General features: G+C 57.2%; 13 protein-coding genes and 1 pseudogene. 8 read left to right on the top strand and 6 right to left on the bottom strand.

Annotation, left to right across the window (positions count from 1 at the left end; translation table 11 throughout):
• Window positions 1-874: 874 nt before the first annotated feature.
• The 3 genes and pseudogenes from B4968_RS10655 (at window position 875) to B4968_RS10645 (ending at window position 7,892) form a co-directional block, all read left to right on the top strand.
• The gene (locus B4968_RS10655; protein WP_083098933.1) at window positions 875-3,142 is read left to right on the top strand and encodes a calcium-binding protein; all 2,268 of its coding nucleotides are present in this window, start codon (window positions 875-877) and stop codon (window positions 3,140-3,142) included.
• Window positions 3,143-3,636: 494 nt separating this feature from the next.
• Window positions 3,637-4,761, top strand: coding sequence for an efflux RND transporter periplasmic adaptor subunit (locus B4968_RS10650; RefSeq protein WP_083098932.1), 1,125 nt, complete (start codon window positions 3,637-3,639; stop codon window positions 4,759-4,761).
• Window positions 4,762-7,892 (top strand): annotated as a pseudogene (locus tag B4968_RS10645) (efflux RND transporter permease subunit).
• Between the two features lie 147 nt (window positions 7,893-8,039).
• Here B4968_RS10645 and B4968_RS10640 read toward each other — a convergent pair.
• Window positions 8,040-8,693 (bottom strand): pyridoxamine 5'-phosphate oxidase family protein, encoded by a 654-nt coding sequence (locus B4968_RS10640; protein ID WP_083098930.1) that lies wholly within the window; start codon window positions 8,691-8,693, stop codon window positions 8,040-8,042.
• Window positions 8,694-8,980: 287 nt separating this feature from the next.
• Between B4968_RS10640 and B4968_RS10635 the strand changes: the two genes are divergently transcribed.
• From B4968_RS10635 to B4968_RS10625, 3 genes are all read left to right on the top strand, one after another.
• Window positions 8,981-9,538: a TetR/AcrR family transcriptional regulator gene (locus tag B4968_RS10635; RefSeq protein ID WP_083098927.1), complete on the top strand. Its 558-nt coding sequence runs from the start codon at window positions 8,981-8,983 to the stop codon at window positions 9,536-9,538.
• A 196-nt stretch (window positions 9,539-9,734) separates the two neighbouring features.
• Window positions 9,735-10,649 (top strand): MYG1 family protein, encoded by a 915-nt coding sequence (locus B4968_RS10630; protein ID WP_083098924.1) that lies wholly within the window; start codon window positions 9,735-9,737, stop codon window positions 10,647-10,649.
• Between the two features lie 505 nt (window positions 10,650-11,154).
• Entirely contained in the window at window positions 11,155-12,768 is a 1,614-nt protein-coding gene (locus B4968_RS10625) for an ATP-binding protein (RefSeq protein WP_241525685.1), read from the top strand.
• A gap of 94 nt (window positions 12,769-12,862) precedes the next feature.
• On the opposite strand, the gene B4968_RS10620 is transcribed toward B4968_RS10625, so the two are convergent.
• From B4968_RS10620 to B4968_RS10600, 5 genes are all read right to left on the bottom strand, one after another.
• The gene (locus B4968_RS10620; RefSeq protein ID WP_083098919.1) at window positions 12,863-13,693 is read right to left on the bottom strand and encodes a hypothetical protein; all 831 of its coding nucleotides are present in this window, start codon (window positions 13,691-13,693) and stop codon (window positions 12,863-12,865) included.
• A complete protein-coding gene (locus tag B4968_RS10615; protein ID WP_083098916.1) occupies window positions 13,650-15,977 on the bottom strand; it encodes a hypothetical protein in 2,328 nt (775 codons plus the stop codon). Before B4968_RS10615 ends, B4968_RS10620 begins: the two co-directional genes overlap by 44 nt.
• A gap of 22 nt (window positions 15,978-15,999) precedes the next feature.
• Complete coding sequence (locus B4968_RS10610; RefSeq protein ID WP_083098913.1) at window positions 16,000-18,747, bottom strand: hypothetical protein; 2,748 nt, start codon at window positions 18,745-18,747, stop codon at window positions 16,000-16,002.
• Window positions 18,748-18,783: 36 nt separating this feature from the next.
• Entirely contained in the window at window positions 18,784-20,238 is a 1,455-nt protein-coding gene (locus B4968_RS10605; protein WP_139792731.1) for a hypothetical protein, read from the bottom strand.
• 174 nt (window positions 20,239-20,412) lie between these two features.
• Complete coding sequence (locus B4968_RS10600; RefSeq protein ID WP_083098907.1) at window positions 20,413-20,889, bottom strand: Lrp/AsnC family transcriptional regulator; 477 nt, start codon at window positions 20,887-20,889, stop codon at window positions 20,413-20,415.
• Window positions 20,890-21,032: 143 nt separating this feature from the next.
• On the opposite strand from B4968_RS10600, the gene B4968_RS10595 reads away from it, so the two are divergent.
• Together B4968_RS10595 and B4968_RS10590 are read left to right on the top strand one after the other, a co-directional pair.
• Window positions 21,033-22,070: a zinc-dependent alcohol dehydrogenase family protein gene (locus tag B4968_RS10595; RefSeq protein WP_083098904.1), complete on the top strand. Its 1,038-nt coding sequence runs from the start codon at window positions 21,033-21,035 to the stop codon at window positions 22,068-22,070.
• A gap of 155 nt (window positions 22,071-22,225) precedes the next feature.
• A complete protein-coding gene (locus B4968_RS10590) occupies window positions 22,226-23,422 on the top strand; it encodes an aromatic amino acid transaminase (RefSeq protein ID WP_083098901.1) in 1,197 nt (398 codons plus the stop codon).
• Window positions 23,423-23,555 lie beyond the last annotated feature (133 nt).

The raw sequence follows: 23,555 nt of genomic DNA, 5'->3' as shown, positions 1-23,555 counted from the left end.
ATCACGATTTACGCGGTGGGAGCGAAAATATCGCTCCTGCCCATTCCCATAAGGTCATCTAAATTGCGTCCGTCTCCTGTCGGCAGAGCGCGGACTTTGCAAAAATGCGCCCTGGAGATTTGCAAACAAAACCCAAAGGCGATGCCTCAATACAACCAAAAAGAGAGTGATTTGACCAGATAATATTTCACACCTGACAGCTATTCAGACCTTCGCGCACGACCAAAGCCTTGCGCAAACCCTGAAAAAAGTCGGGTAATCAGGCGAAATTCACACCTACAATCCGCATAAATTCATAAAAAACCAAAATACGGGCCTTCAAATACGGGCCTTCAAATGCGGCTCTTCATGGAAAACCTCACCCGCGCGCGCCGTAAAAAAATGCGCCACTTATGCCGAGAGATACACTTTAAACGGTTCCACCCCAGCCCCCTTATTGAGCCGCGCATCCCTTCCCCTGCTGAAAAGACAGAGGAAACCACCGGGGTCAGCTCCGCGCTGTGCTGTGCTGTGCTGTGCTGTGGTCGCCCAGATCCGCAAGCGCCACGTCAGGTTTTTCCAACCTGCCAGTAGAATGCGCCAAAGCTGCGACAACTCCAGGCTGCAGGCCATCCGGGAGAGCTCCCGCATCGCCCCTTCCCCCCTGGAGAGCAGGTCTCCAACACGCACAATTTATTTCATTTTTTCAAAAATGCATGTTACCAATTGCATCATTAGTTGCGGGTGGGAGGTCCGCGAATGTCCTAATATTTTCCAAAACGCGCCACTGGCAAAATTAAGTTGCTCAGACGGCACATCACTCCATGAAGCGTCCTGGCGCGACTACGCTCTAGTTCCCCACATTAATTTGATTTACGATGCAGGAGACGACCACATGACTCGCTTATATGGCTACAATTCCACCCTTGGACTGGATAATTCCGTCAGTGGCGGCACGGATTTTATTGTCTACGACTCCCAGAACTCTCAGGGCACAAACGACAGCAATCATTTTCACTATACACCTGCGTCCTCGCCAGAAAGCACCACGGTAAATGGTAATGGCGCGCATGGCATCTTTGAAGGCTCCGGGTTTTCCACGACCACCGTTGATGGCGTTCTCACCCCCACAGGCGGAACCGTTTCCAGAATCACCATCGCGTTCGATGGCAGCAACACATCAGATCTGCTTATTGATGGCTTCACCCTGCCCCTTGTGGATCTGTTCAACGCAGACTGGTCCTATTTCCAGACCACTGTTTTTGGCGGTGATGACGATATCTGGGGATCGCTTTTTGGCGATAATCTCTTTGGCTACGCAGGCAATGATGAGCTCATTGGCGACTTTGGCAACGACACGCTGAACGGCGGAGAAGGTGACGATGTCCTGTTTGGTGACGACAAAGGGGGCACGCGTTATCGCAACAACTCGACCTCGCCGGTAACCGACTATGACCCAGAAGACTATTTGGCCGACTACGGCGATAACGACATGCTGTTTGGCAATGCAGGCGACGACACGCTGAACGGCGGCCTTGGCGACGACGTGCTGAACGGCGGCACCGGTGCAGATGTGCTCAACGGTGGCAGCGGCAGCAACACCGCCAGCTATGACGGCTCCGCGAGCGGCGTTGCAGTTAACCTCGAGACCGGCGCTGCGGTCGGCGGCGATGCTGATGGCGATGTCCTGCAGCACATCTCCTCGCTTATCGGGTCTGATCATGATGACATACTGACCGGTGACGATGCGGACAATTCCCTCAGCGGCAGCGCAGGGGATGACACCCTCAATGGCGGCGCGGGCGCGGACCTGATTGATGGCGGCGACGGCGATGGCGACACCGCCACCTATGCGGCATCAAGCAGCGCGGTGCAGGTGAACCTCGGGGCGTTTACGGCCACGGGCGGAGACGCGCAGGACGACGAGATCTATAACGTTGAGAACCTGATTGGCTCGGACCACAGCGACAATCTGACCGGTGATGTCGATGACAACGCTCTCGCAGGTGGAGACGGCAACGACACGCTCAATGGTCTGGATGGCGATGACACCCTAATGGGCGGCGATGGCGCGGACTCGCTGGAAGGCGGCGCGGGCGACGACATCCTTGAGGGCGGCGGTAGTGACGACCATGTTCACGGCGGTGCCGGTGATGACGATCTGTCTGGTGGCGACGGTGACGACCACTTTATCGGCGGCAGCGGCGATGACACCATGTCAGGGGGCGATGGCACCGATACCTATGTTCTCGCGCTTGGCATGGGCGATGATGTCATCACTGACTTTGAGTTTGGCACCGACCTGCTGGAATTTTCCGGCGGCTCTGACTCTGGCGTCACCTACAGTGAAAACTCTGACGGCGATCGCGAGATCAATCTTTCAGACGGCTCCCGGCTCACCCTTATTGATGTGCCGCTGAACCACGCAGCCACTGGCAGTTTCTCGATATCGGGCAGCACTGATGTCGGCGACACCCTGAGCGCCAACACCACGAGCATTGAGGATCTTGACGGGCTCGGCGACTTTGACCTGCAGTGGATGCGCGATGGCCAGGCAATCTCTGGCGCAACTGGCAGCAGCTACGAGATCACCGATGCGGATGGTGGCTCTGCCCTCACCCTGTCCGTCAGCTTTACCGATGATATCGGCAATGATGAAAGCCTGGACAGCAACAGCATTGAGATCGCTGCGGTGGTTTCGGGTGAAGAAATCAACGGCAACCGCCGCGGCAACCGGCTCGAAGGGACCGATGCGGACAGCGAGATCAATGGCAAAGGCGGCCGGGACAAGCTCTACGGCAATGGCGGCGATGACACCCTCGGCGGCGGCGCCGGCAATGACAAACTGTTTGGCGGCAAGGGAGACGATATCCTGAACGGCGGCGGCGGCAGAGATGTGCTGCGCGGCAACAAAGGCGACGATACTCTCGACGGCGGCGCTGGTGCGGATAAGTTCATCTTCTCGCGCGGCGACGGATCCGACAAAATCAACAATTTCAATGCTCTTGCGGACAAAATCGTCATCAAACGTGGCGCATCTGATTTCTCTGATCTGGACATTTCGCGCTCTGGCAGTGACGTAGAGATCAGCTTTAAGGATGTGACGATCACCCTGTCAGATTTTGACCTCACAGACGTGACTGAAGATTTCTTCATTCTCTAACTCACGAAACAAGTGACCCCACTGCCCACATAGTGGTGGGGTCACTCCGATCTTCTTTCAGATTTCGGCGCGCCGCGTCTGCCCGGGAACCTTGCGCAGCAGCCCATCCTTGCTGCCGCCCCTCCCAAATCCACACAATTTAGGGCGACGCGCCAATTGAGGCCAGTTGGGGCCAGCTGGGACCTGTTGGACCCGGGCGCTTGACCCAGCTGGACCCGGTTTAGCCCAGTGATAGCCCCTCCACACATCCCCTGCTTGTTAAATCCCGACACCGTGGCAAACCTCTCGCGCTACGACGGCTCCGACTGGTGCAGAAAACCCGCCCAAACGCCTCAAAAACGCGCTGGCACCACCGCTGCCTTGCGCAGGACAGGCGGCTTGGTCATCATGGGACCACAAAGCAATTTTGCGGCTTCGCACTCTAGGCTTTGCGGCCGACAAAGGAAGGTAACGGAATGATTTCTCTACGTGTAGTATCTTGGCCCCAAACCCCGATGCGCGGGCTTGCCTGCGCCCTTCTTTTGGCCTCCTGCGTGCTGGGCGCAGGTCCGATACAGGCGCAGGAGGCTCCGGCCCCCAAGGTCTCTGTCATGGCGGCCCAGGAGACGGCCATTCGCAACTCCGAAACCTTTATCGGACGTGGCGAGGCCATCGACAAAGTCGACCTGGTGGCACGTGTCAGCGGCTATCTCGAAGAGGTTCTGGTCAAAGATGGGGCCGAAGTCAGCGAGGGCGATTTGCTGTTTCGCATCGAAAGCAGCACCTATGAAGCCACCTTGGAAACCGCACGCGCAGAGGTGGCCAGGGCCGAGGCCAACCTTGAGCTTGCAGGACTGGATCTGGACCGCAAGGAAGAGCTGTTTGAAAGAGGCGCGGTGCCAGAGGCCGAACGCGATACTTCGCGGGCCAATGAGCTGGTCGCAGAGGCAGCCCTGCGCGCAGCCCGGGCTTCGGTGCAACAAGCGGAACTGAACCTGAGCTATACCGAGATAAAGGCGCCCTTTTCAGGCCGGGCCGGCCGGGTGAATGTCAGCCTGGGTGAAGTGATTGCCCCCGGTGGAAAATCTCTGATCAACCTGGTGCGCGAAGCGCCTATCTATGTCACCTTTTCCCTGAACGAAAAGAGCTACATTGACGTGTTGCAAACCATCGGCGCCGATACCGATGACAAAGGCGATGATGCGGCTCTGCCCGATGTCTTTGTCATTTTGCCAAATAACACCGAGCTTGCGGAAAAAGGCCAGGTGGCCTTTGTCGACAACCGGATTGACCCTGCCACCGGCAGCGTGGCGATCCGGGCGCAATTTGACAACGATCACCGGCTGATCCTGGACGGCTCGTTCTTGACTGTCGGGCTCAAGGCGCAGGACACCCAAAATCACATAACAATCAGCCAGGCCGCGATCCAGCGCGATCAACAGGGGCCCTTTGTGCTGGTGGTCGAAGACAACAACCTGGTGACGCAGCGCTATATTGTGACGGGCGATGTCATGGGCACCGAGATTATCGTGCTCGAGGGCCTGGCCCAAGGCCAGAAGGTGGTTGTCGAGGGGCTGCAAAGGATCCGGCCCGGCGTCGAAGTTAGCCCGGTTCTGGTTGAGAAAAGGGAGGAAAACTAAGTGTTATCTTCGGTTTTCATCTCACGTCCAAAATTCGCCATCGTAATTTCGCTGGTTCTCACCTGTATGGGTCTCATTGGCTATTTTGCTTTGCCGGTCGCCCAGTTTCCAGAAATCACACCCCCTGTTGTCTCGGTGACCGCCAGCTATACCGGTGCCAATGCCGAAACAGTAGAAAAGAGTGTTGCCGCGCCAATCGAAGCCCAGGTCAACGGGGTGGATGATATGATATACATGTCATCCAGCTCCAGCGACACCGGCAGCTACTCGCTTTCGGTCACCTTTGAGGTGGGAACTGATCCGGATATTGCCTCGGTCAATGTGCAAAACAGAGTGGCGCAGGCGACCGCCAGCCTGCCGGCAGAAGTTATATCCTCTGGGGTGGTGACGCAAAAGAGCTCTACCAACATGTTGCTTGTCACAGCTCTTTCGTCACCAGACGGAACCTATGACCGCATTTTTCTGTCAAATTATGCCTCTATCAACCTCAAGGATGCCCTGTCCCGCGTGCCGGGTGTGGGTAAGGTCGATGTTCTGACCAGTTTTGACTATGCCATGCGGGTCTGGATGGACCCCAGCAAAATGGCGGCGCTGGCGATTACACCAGGAGACGTGATTGCTGCAATCCGTGAGCAGAGCCTGGAAGTCTCTGCAGGCCAGATCGGGGCGCCTCCGGTGCCGGGGGAGCAGGTGTTCCAATACACCATCAAATCCAAAGGTCGGCTCAGCACCGCTGCAGAGTTTGGCGACATTGTTATCAGAACCGGCGCCACCAGCAGCCTGGTCCTGCTGAAAGATATTGCCCGGGTCGAACTGGGCTCGGTCAACTATGGCAACTCAGGCTATTTTGAAGAGGACGCGGCCACCATTATTGCCGTGTATCAGGCGCCAGGCGCCAATGCTCTGGAGATTTCCAGCCTGGTCCGGGCTGAGCTTGATCGTCTGTCTCAGGCCTTTCCCGAGGACGTAAAATACTCGGTCCCTTTTGACCCCACTGACTTTGTTGAACAATCTCTGAATGATGTGATCTCGACCCTGATGCTGACCTTCGGCCTGGTGATCGCAGTGTTCTTTGTTTTTCTGGGCTCCTGGCGCCCCACCATCTTCCCCGCCGTTGCAATTCCTGTGTCGCTGATCGGCACCTTTGCCTTTCTTTTGGTGCTCGGAATGACGCTTAACACCATTTCGCTTTTTGCCCTGGTGCTGGCCATTGGCATTGTGGTGGATGACGCCATCGTGGTGGTGGAAAACGTTGAACGTCTGATCGCTGATGAGGGGCTCAGCCCGCCGGATGCCACCCGCAAGGCAATGATGCAGATTACCGGCCCGGTGATTGCAACAACCCTGGTGCTGCTGGCGGTGTTTGTCCCCGTGACCTTCATGCCTGGGATTACTGGCGAGCTGTTTTCCCAGTTTGCCATCACCATCTCTGTTGCTGTGGTGATTTCCTCAGTGAACGCGCTGACGCTGTCCCCGGCGCTGTGCAGCATTATCCTAAAGGCACGCTCGGGCCCGCCCACCGGGCTTTTGGCTGTCTTCGAAGGCGGTGTGAACGGGCTGCGCACCGGCTATGTGTCTGTGGTGCGGCGTCTGTTGCGCTTTCCGGTCATTGGCCTTGCGATTGTTGTGGCTGTGTCCATCGGCTCAGGCAGCCTTTTTGGCGTCACCTCCAAAGGCTTCCTGCCGTCAGAGGACAATGGCTACCTGTTTGTTGATGTACAGTTGCCAGACGCTGCGGCTCTGGGGCGCACAGAAACCGTCACAGCGCGGGTGAATGCACAGATCGAACAGATCCCCGGTGTGGAAAATACCATTCTGGTGAATGGCTTCAGCCTCTTGAATGGCGCCGGTGCCAATGGGGCCATGATCATCGTCAGCCTGGACCCATGGGACGCACGCCAGACAGATGATCTGCAACCAAACGCGATTTTGCAGCAAATATATGGCATCGCAAACCTTGAGGCTGCGGCCAGTATTGTGGCCTTTAACCCGCCGCCCATTTCTGGGCTGGGCATGTCTGCGGGGGTTGAGATGGAAGTGCAGCAAACTGCCGGTGGCACAGCACAGGACCTGTCACAGGCGGTTGGCTCGTTGGTCTATGCCGCCAATCAGCGCCCGGAACTTTCGCAATCCTACACAACCTTCCGGGCCAATGTGCCACAGCTGTTTGTCGATCTGGACCGCGAAAAGGCCAAAACCCTGGAGGTTTCTATCTCCGAAGTCTTTCAGACCATGCAGGCGCATCTGGGATCATACTACGTCAATGATTTCAATTTGTTCGGTCGCGTGTACCGTGTGATGGTTCAGGCCGACGGAGACTACCGGGATAAGATAGAAGACATTGGCGCTCTCTATGTGCGGTCGCAAACGGGTGAAATGATCCCGCTGGCGACCCTGATTGATGTGGAAAATATTCTGGGGCCTATGATCCTGAAACGCCACAATATGTTCCGCTCTGCCACCGTGACCGCCGTGCCCGCCGCCGGGCTCTCGACAGGGGACGCGATCCGGGTCTTGCAAGAGGAGGCCGCAACCGCCCTGCCCGCTGGCTATGCCTTTGAGTGGACAGGCACGGCGCAACAACAGCTGGACTCCTCAGGCATGGTGCTCGTTATCCTGCTGCTTGCCGTGCTCTTTGCCTATCTGTTTCTGGTGGCGCAATATGAGAGCTGGACCATGCCCGTGGCGATTTTGCTGTCGGTCATTGTGGCCCTGTTCGGGGCGGTTGCTGCGGTGGCGCTGACAGGCAGTGATATCAACCTCTACACCCAGATCGGGATGATCATGCTGATCGGTCTGGCCTCCAAAAACGCCTTCTGATTGTGGAATTTGCAATGGAGCAGCGCGCATCCGGGCTTTCTATCCTTGAAGCAGCCCGCGAGGCCGCCCAGCAGCGGTTCCGCGCCGTCATGATGACCGCTCTTTCGTTTTTGTTGGGGGTTGTGCCTTTGCTCATTGCCTCGGGTGCCGGGGCCGCCAGCCAAAGGGCCATTGGGATTGCCGTGTTTGGCGGCATGCTGGCCGCAACAGTGCTGGGGGTGATTGTCGTCCCCCTGCTCTACGCGCTGATGCAGTCCGTACGCGAACGCCTGAAAGGGCCGCAAGCGCCTCAGCTGGAACAGTCACAGTAACGCCACTGCCGCTTCTACGGGTCTTACCTCTGGCCGCCCCCTTGCTGGGGCGGCCATATTTATTTGCTCAACTGGCAGGATCAAGGCGTTGCGGTGCCGGGTGTTGCAAGCAGCAGGCGCCACACTCCATGTTTTTTCCACGATATGTCACGGCGCACTGGTCAGCTGCACAGAAAGTTGCTCGGCCAATTGCTCTGCAAGCTGCGCGTTTTCGGCTTTGAGGGCCGTAATCTGTGCCCGCATCTGTTCAAGATGTGGCGCAAGCTCGTCCAGGGTCAGCCGGGGAGGAATATGAGCCGGGCAGTTCCAATCAAACGCGTCGACCTTGATAACAAGCGCGCGTTCAGGCCGTCCTGCGTAATCTTGATCATGCAGGCTGGCCAGCAGCTCCGCAGCCGCCTCGCCTTCGACGATCTGCACCCGGCCCCAGATTTTCAGACGCCTGCGATTGGGGTAGTCCATCAGGATCAGCGAGACACGGCTGTCACCTGCCAGGTTGCCCCGGCTCAGATACTGACGGTTTCCACGGTAATCCGCATAGGCGATCGTCTGATCATCAATGACCCTCAGAAAGCCATGCGGCCCACCGCGAAACTGAACATAGGGCCAGCCTGTTTCAGACACCGTTGCCTGATAGAACCCGTCGCGGGCATGGATAAAGGCGGCTTCAGCGGCGCTCAGGGCCTTGCCGCCCTCTGCGTCGGGGGACAGGAACTTGGCGTAGCCTTGCGCAGAGCCCATACGGGCCTGTTCGGCTCGGACATTTGGGGTAAACGCAATTTCAGCAAAGGCACGGGGCATAGGGATCTCCTTGTCAGCGGTCAAATCAGAGGTTCAGAATATGCGTCATGATCGGGTTCCTTTTCAGCGCTGACGGGCGTTATCAGAACTGACATTACTGATCGGTACACCATGGAAATCAAATATGTACAGATCGGTACACTAAATCAAGAAATAATTTGCCCACATAGGCGGAAGACTGGCTATTTCCCTATATAAATGCCTGCTCCCACGCCTTTTTTGTGCTGGAAGTTCAGGCTCCGCACCTGTATGTAAATTTACCAATCAGTACAGTTAGGAAGCCTGACATGCGGCCAAACAAACGGGATGAGCTCGTCAGAAAAGCGCTGGATGTGTTCTATCGCGAGGGGTTCAACGCCACCGGGATGGACAAGCTGGTCGCCGAAACGGGCATTTCCAAGACATCGATGTACAAACACTTTCGGACCAAAGAGGATATCATCCTTGCGGTTCTTCGACTGCGTGATGAGCGGTTTCGAAACTGGTTCTGTCGCCGGATCGAAGAGATTGCAGAGGGGCCAAAGGACCGGCTCCTGGCAATTTTTGACGTCCTGCAGGAATGGTTTGAAACCCCCGAATTCAAAGGCTGCATGTTCATAAAAGCGGTGTCAGAATTCCAGGACCCAGAGAACCCGATCCATATCCAGTCGGCGACGCATAAGCAGATGTTGTTGGAATATGTGGAAGATCTCGCCACGCAGGCAGGCCTGCAAAACCCCGCCGCGCTTGCCAGGCAGCTGATGCTTCTAAAGGAAGGGGCCATTGTCCTTGCAGTCATGCAGGGCAATGCGGAGGCAGGACGTGACGCCAAAGCCGCAGCGACCAGTCTGATTGCGGCCGCCTGATTACCGCTGCCTGATTACCGCTGCCAGATTACGGCCGCCTGTGTTGTTTCGTTTCACACCTGTGCCCGGGTTTTGCGGTCTCAGAAATAAAACGGTTGATCTGACAGCCTTCCACTGTGAAGAGAGCCCTTAACAGGCCGGTTGCGCGACCAGACCGGCCGCCTTTCTCACTTATCCGATCTTTTGGAGCCCCCTCATGACCATCACCTCCCTTGTTACGCATTCTGGCGGCTTCCACGCAGACGAGCTGCTGTCTTCTGTGGTGCTCACGCATCTTTTCCCACAGGCGGAGCTGAGCCGCACGCGAGACCGCAGCATCCTTGCAAGCGCTGCACATAAAATCATCTACGATGTGGGGGGCATGTACAGCGCTGAAGAACAGATCTTTGACCACCACCAGCGCCCCAATCCGTTGCGCGAAGATGGCCAGCCCTTCAGCTCTTTTGGACTGATCTGGGCCCACTACGGGCGCGCCTATCTGGCAGCGCTGGATGTGCCTGCCGAGGAGGTCGAGGCGATCCACACAAGTTTTGACACCAAATTTGTGCTGCCCATTGACCTGCTGGACAATGGTGCCATGGACCCGTCAGTGGCGGGCCCCCCGTCGATCCTGACCCTACCGGCCCTGTTGGGCAGCCTGAAACCTGTGTTTGATGATCCCTCCCCCACCGCCGACGACGATGCGTTTAAGGCGGCACTGCCCATTGCGCGCTGCTTTATCGAGGCTGCTATCAACAATCTGGCAGCCAAAGCCCGGGCGCAAAATCTGGTTCTGTCGGCCATCGCACAAGCAGGCAGCTCGCCCATTCTGGAATTGCCAATGGGCATGCCCTATCGCTCGGCGATGGATAAGGCAGGGGCAGATCATATGCTGTTCGTGGTCAATCCGCGCGGCAGCGACTGGACTCTCAATGGCATCAAACTGTCAAATGACACCTTCGAACAACGCGCCGATCTGCCCGTAGCCTGGGCCGGATTGACGGATGAGGCGCTCGAGGCTGCCTGCGGTGTCAAAGGCGCGAAATTCTGCCACAACGCCCGCTTTATTGCCGTTGCCAATTCGCGTGAGGCAATTCTGCAAATGGCGCAGCTTGCCGTCGAGGCACTCTAACGGGCCTGTCGTTAAGGCGCTAAAACAGAAAGGGGCTCGCGTTGCGGCGTAGCATAGCGAGCCCCTGCAATTTCGGCCAATACCCCCGGCTGGAAATCAAAAGAAACGCGCGATGTCACGGCCAAGGCCGCACTGTCAATTCGGACCACACTCTCGGCTGATCCCAGCAGCCAGTCGCTGACAGGAATAGAGATGTCAGACGGCCCCTGCCCATGGCCGTACGGCCAGCCAATCGCATTTGCCCTTTGCGGCTATGTTACCTCCAAACCTATCCCCGTCTGCATAGAGCTGAGAGACTATGCTGGCGTCCTGTGCCGCGTCTGGGACTGTAATCACCATCGTCACATTCCCCCTCAAATCCGCTAAGCGCACAATTGCGCTGCTTTCACAGGATGCATGCTGAATGAAGGGCGAAAATCTAGCATTCGCCAACCTATGTCAGATATGGAATACTTGGTGTGACCGTGAAACCAGTGACGAGTTGACAGTTTAAGGGAAACAAAAGGTGCATAACGGAATGCCTTCATACAAGTATGGGCTCTTGGATGCGATAGATCAGGCAATTATCGTCCTTGAGATTGGCCCAGACAATCTGCCGCGATATGTGGCGATGAACACAAAAGCCCTCTCCACTGTGAATTTGCCCCAGCCGGACTATGTGGGCAAAACCGCGTTAGAAGTATACGGAGGTGCTACAGGCGAACGTGCAATCGCCAAGCATTTAGAGGTGGTGCGGTCCGGCAAACAAAAAACCTATGATGTCGAACTGGCCTCTGACCAAAACACCCGCTTTCTTCGTACAACCCTGACGCCCGTTTTTGACGCCGATGCCAACCTGACCCATCTGGTCGGCTCATGCTCTGATGTGACCTCTGAGCGCGAACGTGACGCTGCACTGAAGCTCACCAAGATCGCCAAGGAGCACGCAGAAGAAGCAAACCTGGCGAAAGAGCGCTTTCTGGCGAATGTGAGCCATGAAATCAGGACGCCGATGAATGGCATTATTGGCATGTGCGAACTGTTGCAAGAAACCGCGCTCGACAGTAAACAAGCACTGTTTGCCAATACAATTCTCAATTCTGCCAATGCCTTGCTGGCTATCATCAATGATGTTTTGGACTTCTCAAAGATTAGAGCCGAAAAAATTTCCTTGCACAATGAGGCCTTTTCGCTGCGTGAGCTTGTTTTAGATAGCACCACTCTTCTTTCGGTAAAAGCAGCCGACAAGGGGTTGGGTTTTCACGTAGAGTATGACGTCAGCACGCCTTCGGTTTTTATTGGAGATGCCGCAAAGCTGCGACAAATCTTGCTGAACCTGCTTGGCAATGCGATCAAGTTCACAGAACAAGGTCATATCACAGTTGCTGTTACCTATGACCCCGGCGCCCCGGAACGTCCGCTCGAACTCTCGATAACAGATACGGGTCGCGGGATTGAAAAGGCGCAGCAGGCCAAGATTTTTTCAGCATTTGAACAGGTTGAAAGAGCCGCAAGCAGCAATGTGGAGGGGACCGGCCTGGGGCTGGCAATCACACAGGCGCTGGTTGAAAAAATGGGCGGGAAAATAACGCTGAAATCTGCTTCGGAACAGGGGTCGACTTTTTCTGTACTGCTCGACCTTCCGCTTGGCGACGCAACCACACTGGCCCCCGCCACTGCGGTAAAACAAGCTAAAATACACCTGCCACTGCCCGCCACGCCCAGCTATTCAGAGAGGGTCATAGACAACCCCTCTGCTGGCCCCCTGAAGCACCTGAATATTCTTGTGGCCGAGGATAACAGAACAAACCAATTGGTTGTTCGCAAAATGCTTGAAGCAGCTGGCGCAGATCTTCACTTTGTTACCAACGGGCTCCTCGCGCTGGAGGCCTTTCAAAAAATCAATTTCGATCTCGTTCTTATGGATCTGTCCATGCCGGTCATGGGAGGCCTGGAAGCCACCCGAATGATCCGCCAGTTCGAAACCGACACCCAGCGCCCCGCCTGCCGTATTATTGCCCTCACCGCCAACGCGCAGGCCAGCGATGCAACACTGTGTTATGAAGCAGGCATGAACGACTTCATTACCAAACCCTTCCGCAAGACTGAGCTTATGGACTGCCTGCTAAAGCGTGAATGATTTCACCTTGATCTCAGTGCAGCACTTCTTGGCGAGACAGGAGTGCGCAGAATAAATCTCTTTTGGCATCAGCCACTCACCCATGCGGCCTGGCTCAGGCCGCCGCCTCCTCTTTCGCCTCGAACAGGTTCGCAAGATCGATTGCCGCGGCCTCCTCCTCCGTCTCAATAAGAACCTTGCGTTCCGCCTGATCGAACTTGATTTCCGAACGCAGCAGGATCGCCAGCGCGCGAAAACTCTCGACAATGGCGGTCATGTCCTTGTGTTGCGCATTCTCTGTCCAGCTCTCGCCCTCTTCGGCCGGAGGGGCGCCATTCAGCGGCACGTAGCCATCCAGCGTCGCCACCAGCCCCTCGGCTGCGGCAAGCGCCTCGTTAAGAAAACTGCCATAGGCCTCGCTGCGTCGTATGACACTGTCATTGGCCGGAAATTCCGCGTCGCGTTTGGCACCATATCCGGGACCACCTCCGCATAGCTCGGTCAGTCGGGCAAAATGCTTATCCACAGCCGGTGTTTTTGCGCTGTCCTTGGACAGGGGTGGCACAGCCTTGACACTGGCGGCGGCCTTGAACCGGATCCAGCTGGTCAGTGTCACCTCCGGTGTGCCGGGATGCCAGGGTTTGGCAATCGGGATGCGGTGCAAAACAACCGGATCATCGCTATATACACTCATGAAATAGCTCACAACTTTCTGGCAGACATCGCTTTGATCCTGGAGGATCTCCGGCGTCAAACCACAGTTGCGGGCGACTTCTTTGGCAATCGGGTCGCCGTCTTTCACGATCCCATAAGCCAGCACGCATTTCGACAGGGTCGAATTCCACCGCATCGCCTTGCGGGCCAGTTTACGGTCGCCCTTATTTTCCGGCAGGCGCGCCTGTTTATAGAGGGCCCAGCCCTCGGCGACGGCAGCCTCTTTTTGCATCTTTGTAGCCATAATTCGTCAGCGCACGCGCCATGCTGTTGGCGATGGTGCCCGCCGTTGCAACGCCGGTAATATCCGCCAGGCGCAGGCTCTCCATCACCACGCCTGTCAGGGAGGTTATGGTGTCGAGGGTTTTTTGACTAACCTGGATTTTGGCACTGGCCACGCGGCTGGAAATTGCGGGCCCATAGACAGAATCATTGCCATAGGTCAGGGCCGTATTTGTCAGCCACAGGTTCAGCTCGTCTGACTTTTTCACCAGATAGGCAACATCCATCGCCAATTGACGGATTGCTGTGGCGAGGCTGGCACCGGGCAGGAACTTCACCAAAATAGTGGTGGCACCAGAGCTCAGCTGGTCAATCACCATCCACTTCATTTTCACCGCTTCCGCCTCGGCGATCAGCTTGTCCATCGCCGCCATGGCTTTTTGGGCCTTTTCCTGATCAGCAAGATCATCCGGGCTGGGCGTTGCATCCTCGATCAGCTTCATCAGCTCGACCTGACGCTCCTCGGTCTCCTGTGCAATATCGGCCAGCAGCTCTGCCTTGAAGGCCTCGTCCTCATGCATGCGCTTTTGATAGCTGGCAAAATCCTCCTCGCGGGCCTGAGCCTCAAGATCCGCATTGGCCTGCGCCAGTTTGGCCTTCATCTTGTCCGGATCAATGGTCTGAGACACCGGGAAAGCCGCAAACAGGCTGTTGGCGCCCTGCAGCGCCTTGGTCATATCGCCGATGTCTTTGCCTGTCGCCGCCAGACGCGAGGTCTCCATTGCCGCAGTTTCCTGCAACGGCGCGGTTGAGTGCTGATCATTGCCAACCGTCTCCCGCACCCCGGCCGAGGCCGGCTCATAGGTGCCGATCATGATGCCCTCGACCACATTCAGGCCGATAGCGGCCATCAATGCTGCGGGATCAATTTTCTTGTTGCTGTCCGGCTGGCCCGCCGCGTGGACCAGTTTTACGATCTGGGCAATATTTGCAGCCCCTACAATGGCTGCGGCGACATAGGCGCCGATCTTGCTCCATTGCCCATTGGTTCCGTCAACGGTCTGGCCATGTTCATCCTTCCCTTTGGGCACATCCAACGCCCCAAGGCCGTTGCCAATTGCATCTGCCAGCGTTGCGACAAGCGCCTTGGCGATGCCATCGCGGCCAGAAGGCGGCGCATCCAGAAGATCCTTGATGCGAAAGACCATCTTTGAGCCTGCCAGAGACGCAGAGATCACCTTTTTGGCAACATCTGTCCCTTGCTTATAGCTTTGCAGGGCAGCGGTGCCTTTGTCATTTGCATTGCGCTCGGCCTGGTCCGACGAAATCGAGGCAACGGCAGCCTGTGCCACCACGTTAAAGGCCAGTTCAGCAATTTCCCAGTTCCGTTTCTCGCTGGGCTTGTCCAGTGCCTTGTTGGCCAGATCAAAGGCCCCGTTGGCCAGACCAAAGGCCAATGTGGCATAGGCTTGCTGCCGCTTGGCTTCTTTGCCCGATTGATCCTGAGCCGTCAGTTCGTCCAGCCGGGCTTGTTTATCCGCGGGCAGCGTATTGTCGCTGTCCTGTTTCTTGAGGTCAGCAAGCTCGTTCTTTTCGCTCTGCGACATCGAGGCGCCGTCGAAATTGGCAATACTGATGGCTGCAGATGCAACCGAGCCCATCAGGGCCACGGTGTCTTTTGCAATCATCAGGCCACGCTGCAGTTTTTCGTGCTTGGAGGCCGTCTTACTATGCTGTTTCAGCTGCTCGCCGTAAATTTCGCAGGCGCCGTTAAAGACCTGGGCCTCCTGGCTGTATTGGTCCGCAACCGCATTTGACGGGATCACATTGGCCTTGACCAGCGGCGACCACAACTCTCGCTCGATATCGCGGGCCGTAAAGAGCGGGTTGCCCTCACTGTCGACTGCCGCCTCCATTTTTGTCTGCAGCTCGACCAGTTTCTGGTGCATTTTCTGCACCTCGCGCGCCTTGTCCGGGTCCACCTGATAGCCGTCGCGCAGGTCGTGGCGGGTGTCCACCTCGCTGTCACGGTCGCCAGTGCTCCAGGCCATGGTTGCCACCACCCGCGTTTCTGTTTCCGTCTTGCTCCAGAAATGCTTGCGCTGGGTTTCGGTCCATTCAATAGAAAAATCCTGCGCCGCCACCAGATCAGCACTGAGCTGGTCCACATTGCCCAAGATCTCCTGCAATGCCTGGCTTTTTTCTTCTTCATGTGCCGCGGCCTGGACAAATTCACCGCGTCGGCCGACGGCGGTCTGCAGCCATGTGATCTGGGGCTCAGTAAAAGTGGTCATCTCTGTGATCTCCCAGCGAGGCTTATTTCGGCACAGCTGTCAAAAGCTTGATTTCAAGACGCGGCAAGGCGGCCATCGCCGCTTCCAGTTCTGGATTGCCACCTGTGAAGGGCTGTTTGCGGTAGTGAGCCAGCGGCGCATTCCCCTGCAACGCGCCCGTCAGACTGCGCAGCGCGCTCAACGCCGCTTCCCGGGGAGGCCGCGGATTGTTGCCCCCGTCCAGCGCCTGCTGCATCAGCTTGCCATTTGTCTCCAGCGCCGCAAGATCCGTATCGCGGACAAACCCGGCAACGGTCTGCAGGTAGGATTTAACCTCTGCGCTGCTGATGCCTGTGCTGCCATCGCTGGAGAGCAGATCCGCCACATCCCCGACCTTGGCAATTTCGCCCTCCAAACCCATGACGGCCCTGGTAAAGGCGCGCAGCTTGCTGGCGCAGTCCGCTGTCGCCTTCTCAACGTCCAGCTTTTTGAACGAGGCCATATCCGCGACCGTTGCGGTATGACGACTGGCGTCCTGCTTCAGCTCTGCCAGCCGTTTAAGCGGCTCTTCATAGTCGCCCGAGGCCTTTGTCTGTGCTTTCAGGCCTGCTATCTCATGCAGCGCAATCTCCACATCGCTTGCGTCCATATTCGACAGAGTGAAGGCTTTCACAAGCTTGGTGAACAAGGCTTTGACTGCGGTATATTCGGTCTCGAAGAGCTTTTGCTGCGCTTCGCGGGCCTCTTCCTTTTGCTGCCCCCGGACCGTGTCCTCCCTCAGCTTGATCCAGGCCCCCTTCTCGTCCCCACTCATCGCGTCGCTGGATTTACTCTTGTTGAACTTCGCGGCAAGCCCGACGGCTTCGTCGAGCTTGATCTGCAACTGAACAAGCATATCTCCGGCCCGCTCCAGTGAGACCTCATCGCGCTCATCCGCAATGCGCCTGGCTTCGGCCAGATCACTGACAAAAGCGCCAAAGTATCCCGAAATCTCGACGCCGTGGATCGGGTTCTTCGCCATAAGTTTGGACAAAGCGTCTATTTGGCCCTGCACAGCCTTTGCGGCCTTGGCGCAGGCGTCATAGGTGGCCTTGCACCTGCGAACATCCGCCTTGAGCACGCCAGCTTCGTCCCACATGACTTCGAGCGCGCGGGCGGCCTCGACCGGATCCTTTGATTTGTAGGAGCCTTCGAACTTTTCGACCCTGGACTTCAGGCTGACCGTGCGGGTTGCTTCATAGGCGCCGTATTTGCTTTGCAGACGCGCCAGTTTTTTGTTCACAAGCTTCAGCTTGGCAATGATATCGTCGAATACCTTGGCGTTCTGCGTGACCGAGCCCTCATAGGCCCCAACCGCATCCAGATATTCCTTTGCGAGCCTCAAAGCATCAACCGATTCACTTTCAATCAATTGCTGCGCAGCACTCAGCTTCATCTCGATCTCAGCAAGCGCCTCCTTTGGAATGCTCTTGTTCTTTTTTTTCACAGCAGCGTCATAGCGCGCCTGAAGCGTTTGCAACTGATCTCTCAGGGCCGAAAGATCGACGTTTTCTGCTGCCGCCTGTGCGCGCCGCAGCAGCCCGATCTCCGCCTCCCCCTGGCGCAGGATGCCCTGCAGCATTTGCCCGCGCACGGCAAGATAGGGATCATTGTCGAGCCCTCTCAGATCAACCTCCAGTGCGTCCGCCTTGGCCGGGGCCTCCATCGCGCGCAGGGTTTTGCCGCATCTGTGGATGTCTTCGGTCAGATCAACGCAGACCTTGGCATCTTTGACCTTGTCCTGCACCGCTTTCTGGTGCGCCTCGACCTCTTGCAAATGCGTGGCATAAACTGTTTCCGGCGCGTTGTTCTGTGTTTCAATAATGGCCCTGCGGAGCCGAATGCTTTCGGCTTCCAGCTCGTCGGCGGCGGCGGTCAGACCTTCGAAACGCAACCAGGAGATTTGCCCGTCAATGGCGCCCAACGGCCCGCTTAGGCGCGGATCAAAAGCGGCCTCTTGCTGTTCAATGATGATCGCGCCGGTTCTGGCCGAGCGGTACAGGAACATCTGTTCGCGGGTCGCAACAATGGCCTTCATCGCAGCCTGCGGATCACCCGTCAGGTAGATCAGCATCGCCTCATCCAGCATGGCATGCAGGATCATGTATTCTTCGGTGCAGATCGTGGCGTATTTGCGTTCTGTTCGCGTACTTCCCTCCACCTTGATCATGGTAAAGACCTCGCTTCGGGCCTTTTCAATGTCTTTGGCAACACCGTCGCGCATCTGCTGGACGATCAGGAAATCAGTATCTCTCTTTTCAGCCGCGACCGCGTCATAGGGATTAACGTTCTGGGCTGCCAGCGCATCCTGCAGGTCGCTCACCCGCTGCACAGCCTGTGCCAGATCCTGGTCCAGATCTTCCTCGACCTCGGTGATCTGGCGCAGCCGGGTGCCCTGCTTCACCTCAAGTTCACGCGCCTTCCGGTAGGCCACCAGGGCCTGCGCATGGGCCTCCTCAGCCTGCTCAAGCTCCTCTTCGGCGCGCTCCTTTTGCGCGCCTTCTGGCATATCCCCGAGACTTGTGCGCAAGGCATCAACCCGACGCTGCGCCTGTCGCAGCGCGTTATTTGCTTCCATCGCATCCGAAGTGGACCGGGTCAGGGCCTCTTCAAAACGATTGTACGGAGTGAGCATCAAATCCTCGCCGGAAGTCGGCGGCTCCAGCGGCTTCCAGCCCTTGGCCTTGTTGAACTTCTCAATCCAATCCTGAACAGCAGGGGCTGCCTGTTTAGGTGCGTCTTTTGGCATCATCAAAATCCATTCGTCAAAAAGAGGCGGCCCGTGAGGTCAGGCGGAAACCCGTTGTTTGATGGTCTTAAGAGCGTTGAGAAGCGGCGCGCGGATGGCCAGCGTCTGGCCAAACGGATTGTTCTCACACAGGGCAATAATCGGATCAGAGCTTAGAAACGCGGCATATGCATCGGCTTCCTGACTCAGCTTTTGCGCGCTTTTGGCGCGATCTGCCTCTGCTGCAGAGTTGTAGCCCAACAGCGCCGCCATCAGCGCCGTATTGTTGCCTTTGGTCACGCCGCTCAGGCCGAATTTGGCAATGCGGGCAAGATTTGGGTCCTCAGCTTTGGACAGCAGCCCCATCAAAGGCGTAAGGCTTGCGTCGACCTGCCCCTTTGCATCCAGCCAGATATCAGCCGGGTTCTCTGGCAACAGATCCTCTGGTGTGAAAAATTCCGAGCCGTCCCCGGCCCCATCTGGGGCCTCTGTAGCCTCCGGGGTCTCTGTTCCCGCCGTTGCGTCTTGCGCGGCTTCAGCTTTGCTTTCCCCCGCTGCCAGATCCGACTCTTGCTCCTGCGTTGCAACTGGCGCCTGCTCGGGGCTTTGCGGCGTTGGTGCAGCGCCTACTTGCCGGATCAGCGTATCAATCACCTGACGCACCTTGGCCACACCCTGAGCGGCTTGATCGATCTGGTTGTTTTTGACCAAGGCGCCAAGTTGCTGGATCGGCTTGATCACCTTTGCCTTTAGCGCGTCTGGCAAGCTCTGCGCGTCGCGTGCCAGCTGCTGAATATCAGCACTTACCCCGGCAGCACCCGAGGCCGCAGCCTCCTCCTGCGCAGCCGCGGCCGCCGGTTTGGGCTCCGGCTGGGTCCGCGCGGGCAGCTTATCCAAAACAGCCTCTATCTGCGTCAACGCCTGATCAGCAGCGCCGAGATTTTGCGCCTTGATACTGGCGACAACTTTTTGCAGAGCCGCCGTCAGTTTCTCAGCAATAGGTTTTGGCGCCGTGGCAATGCGTGGTTGCGCCGCCTTGATGCGCAGAACCAAAGAGGCCGCATCCGGCTGGTCAGCGGCGTCAGGCTGCGCGGCACTTTGCTGTTCCGGGTCAGGTCTGGCCTGCTCCGCTGTTTCATAAAGGTCCGGGTCATCCGGCAGGTCTTCAATATCGGATTCAAGCACATTGCCGGCGGCGTCCATGATGACGACATTCAACGAGACTTTGCTGGCCTTTAGAAACCGTTTCACCGCCTTTGCCATGGCAGGCACCACAACCTCGCAAGAGAGCTGCATCACCTTTTCCTCAACAAAGCAGGTCCCGAACGCAGCCTTGTTGCCAGGGCCTTCGGATTTGGCGACCCGCCCCAGGAACGCTGGCGGCCGCTTGCGATGTATCGCAAAGAAATGTTCCTCAGCAGATTTGCCAGGATTAAAGGCAAAACCCAATGGCGCCTTGCGCGCCAGCTTTACCATTTTTTTGAGTTCAGGCCCGTCCAGAGCGAATTCAGACATCAGACTCCCCAACAAACGTATAGCAAAAATAGATAGTTCAATCCCGCTATGTTTAATGGGCTTTAACTTTTGATCAAGGTTTTTCCAGACAGCCCTGCACCGGGAGCCGCAACCCCCCAGGGCAGAACACCCGAGACTGACGCCGCCGGACGCCGCCCCCAAAGGGCAAGCGCCCTAGGCTCCGCCATATTTTACCGGCAGTTTGTTCGAGGATTTCATTTCCTTCAGCGACAGGTTCGAGCGAATGCTCGTCACCCCCGGCAGGCGGCGCAGGGTACTGTCGACAAAGGCACTGTAGTCATCGAGATCCCGTGCCACCACGACCAGAAGAAAGTCATCTTCACCGGTGGTATTGTGACAGGACAGGATGCTGGGCGTGGCCTCGATGATGCGCTGAAACTCCGCTGTCGAGGCCTGATCGTGCTCAGAGCAGCTCAACTGTACAAAGGCCATAACCCCAAGGCCCAGTTTTCGCCGGTTCAGGTTGGCCTGATAGCTCTCAATAATACCGCTTTCTTCCAGTTTCCGCAGGCGTCGCCAACAGGGGGTCTCGCTCATGGACAAGCGCTCCGCCAGTTTGGAGTTGGTCATCCGACCATCATTCTGCAGCTGATGCAGGATCTCCATGTTAATGTTGTCGATCTGGACCATCGGGCAGAAACCCCTTCCATCTGAACATATACGGGCAAATTACGCCCCAAAACTCGTCAATTATGGCAAGAATAGCAAAGTAATTCCGCGAAATTCGGGTAGGATAGGCTCAAATTTGTCCCGCTGCACAAGGATCTGCCCCGATGAAAGCCGTGCTGTTTGAAAAGTTCCAACAGGCCCCCAAGCTCATGACAGTGGCGGATCCCACACCCGAGGCCCATGGTGTTGTGATCCAGGTCAAAGCCACCGGGGTGTGCCGCTCTGACTGGCACGGCTGGATGGGACACGACACGGATATCGACCTGCCGCATGTGCCGGGGCATGAACTGGCAGGTGTGATCGCGGCCGTGGGCAAAAACGTCTCCAAATGGCGGGTCGGCGACCGAGTCACCGTGCCGTTCATCTCCGGATGCGGCTCCTGTTCAGAATGCCATGCCGGCCACCAGCAGGTTTGCCACAATCAGGAGCAGCCCGGCTTTACCCATTGGGGCTCTTTTGCCGAATACGTGGGCATACACCAGGCCGACCTCAACCTGGTGTCGCTACCAGACACAATGGATTTTGCCACCGCAGCCAGCCTCGGATGTCGCTTTGCCACCTCCTTTCGGGCCATTGTTGACCAGGGCAAGGTCAGCGCCGGTCAGTGGGTCGCAGTCCATGGCTGCGGCGGCGTTGGCCTGTCCGCCGTGATGATCGCAAACGCCGTTGTCGCCAACGGCGTCGCCATCGATATCGACGAAAAGCTGGCGCTTGCCTCAGATTTTGGCGCCCTTGCAACAGTGAACGGAGCCAAGGGGGCCGATGTCGCCGACGCCGTGATCGAGCTGACCAAAGGCGGCGCACATGTGTCGCTGGACGCGCTTGGCCACCCTGTGACCTGTTTCAACTCGATCCAGAACCTGCGGCCGCGCGGCAAACATGTTCAGGTCGGCCTCATGGCCGCAGATCACGCCATGCCACAGGTGCCCATGGCCAAAGTGATTGGCAAAGAGCTCGAAATTCTCGGTTCTCACGGCATGCAGGCGCACCGCTACGGCGCAATGCTCGACATGATAAACTCTGGCAAACTTGACCCCACCCGCCTTGTAGGCGACAGGATCAGCCTGGCCGAAGCCCCAAAGGCCCTGATGAACATGGATAAATTCCAATCTATCGGCGCAACCGTCATCACCAGCTTCTAGGCCCACCAAAGTTGCTCATGCCTACAACCACACGGGGAGCAAATATGACGTTCCACCTGCCCTGCAAAAGTGTCCTATGCCTTGTGCATCTGCGCGTGGCGGGGTGTGAAACCACCGCTGCAGGCGTAAATCTGGACGTCGAGTAAGGAGCTGAGATGTTTGAAAAGATAGACGACTATCCCGTCGATCCCATCATGATTGGTGCCGAGTATTTTGCACAGGATCCGCGTAAAGATAAGCTTAACCTGACCGTTGAGATCTATCAGGATGAACTGGGGCGCACGCCGGTGCTCAAGTCGGTCAAACTGGCGGAACAGCATCTGGTCGACACCCAGAACACAAAATCCTACCTCGCCCTGACAGGCGATGCCGACTACTGCCGCGTGCTGGGACAGGAGCTCATTGGAGCGGGGCTTTATGATGACAGCTTTGTTGCGGCGCAGACCGCAGGCGGTGCGGTGGCGCTCAGGGTTATGGCCGATCTTTTGGCGCAAATGCCAACCAGGCCCACGGTCTGGCTGCAAACCCCGACCTATGGCAACTATATCCCGATCCTGACGGCCGCTGGCGCACGGTTCCGTTCGGTGCCATACTATGACACCCTGCGGCGCGATATCCTGTTTGACCAGATGCTGGAGGGGCTGAAAGAGGCGCAACCCGGCGACATCTTCCTGCTGCAGGGGGTCTGCCACAACCCGACCGGGGCCGACATGACCCCGGCGCAGTTCGACGCCCTGCTGGACCTTTTGGAGGCGCGTGGCATCGTGCCATGGATCGATCTGGCCTATCTTGGCTTTGCACAGAGCTTTGACGCGGATTGCACCATGGCGCGCCAAATTGCTGCGCGATTCCCTGAATGCGTGATCTGCGTCACCCTGTCCAAATCTTTTGGCATCTACCGTGACCGCGCAGGCGCTTTGTTTGTCAAAACAAAACCAGCCGACCGCGCCCGCGTGCTGCGCGCCATGTCAGCCATTGTGCGCGCAGGCGCCTCACATGCGCCCGATCATGGCGCTTCCGTGGTGCGGACGATCCTGCAGGACGCGGGCCTGAAAAAACTGTGGCTGCAAGAACTGGATCAAATGCGGCAGCGTGTTGCACGGCTACGGCTTGAAATTGCAAAAATAGAAGTTCAAAACTTCGGTCGCAATGACCTCGGCTATCTGGCCCACCAATCCGGCATGTTTTCGCTCTTGCCTGTGACGCCAGAACAGGAGGCGGCACTGACGCGGGAGTATGGCATTCATGTCGTACAGGGAGGGCGGGTGAACCTGGCGCGTCTTGGCGACAAAGACATCGAGCCCCTGCTGCGCGCGGTTCACAATGTCACGCAGCCCAATCAGGGTCGCTGAGACTGCGCTGACCAAAAGTCGTATTTTGCGACAGGCGCACTCTTAGTCGCCATGATCTGATGACAACAAAGGCCGGAGCTTGGGCTCCGGCCTTTTCTATGTAGCACATCTGGCAACGCGTTGTGTGGGAAGG

Origin of the sequence: Pseudophaeobacter leonis (assembly GCF_002087335.1) — a bacterium.
In the GTDB taxonomy this organism is placed as follows: Bacteria; Pseudomonadota; Alphaproteobacteria; order Rhodobacterales; family Rhodobacteraceae; genus Pseudophaeobacter; species Pseudophaeobacter leonis.
The sequence above is the reverse complement of the archived record's forward strand: the minus strand, read 5'-3'. Positions and strand labels throughout refer to the sequence as shown.

Bases quoted from the DNA above. Each gene is read 5' to 3' on its own strand.
- B4968_RS10610 (WP_083098913.1), bottom strand. From the start codon at position 18,747: ATGATGCCAAAAGACGCACCTAAACAGGCAGCCCCTGCTGTTCAGGAT.
- B4968_RS10650 (WP_083098932.1), top strand. From the start codon at position 3,637: ATGCGCGGGCTTGCCTGCGCCCTTCTTTTGGCCTCCTGCGTGCTGGGC.
- B4968_RS10630 (WP_083098924.1), top strand. From the start codon at position 9,735: ATGACCATCACCTCCCTTGTTACGCATTCTGGCGGCTTCCACGCAGAC.
- B4968_RS10590 (WP_083098901.1), top strand. From the start codon at position 22,226: ATGTTTGAAAAGATAGACGACTATCCCGTCGATCCCATCATGATTGGT.
- B4968_RS10600 (WP_083098907.1), bottom strand. From the start codon at position 20,889: ATGGTCCAGATCGACAACATTAACATGGAGATCCTGCATCAGCTGCAG.
- B4968_RS10635 (WP_083098927.1), top strand. From the start codon at position 8,981: ATGCGGCCAAACAAACGGGATGAGCTCGTCAGAAAAGCGCTGGATGTG.
- B4968_RS10595 (WP_083098904.1), top strand. From the start codon at position 21,033: ATGAAAGCCGTGCTGTTTGAAAAGTTCCAACAGGCCCCCAAGCTCATG.
- B4968_RS10620 (WP_083098919.1), bottom strand. From the start codon at position 13,693: ATGCAAAAAGAGGCTGCCGTCGCCGAGGGCTGGGCCCTCTATAAACAG.
- B4968_RS10655 (WP_083098933.1), top strand. From the start codon at position 875: ATGACTCGCTTATATGGCTACAATTCCACCCTTGGACTGGATAATTCC.
- B4968_RS10605 (WP_139792731.1), bottom strand. From the start codon at position 20,238: ATGTCTGAATTCGCTCTGGACGGGCCTGAACTCAAAAAAATGGTAAAG.
- B4968_RS10615 (WP_083098916.1), bottom strand. From the start codon at position 15,977: ATGACCACTTTTACTGAGCCCCAGATCACATGGCTGCAGACCGCCGTC.
- B4968_RS10640 (WP_083098930.1), bottom strand. From the start codon at position 8,693: ATGCCCCGTGCCTTTGCTGAAATTGCGTTTACCCCAAATGTCCGAGCC.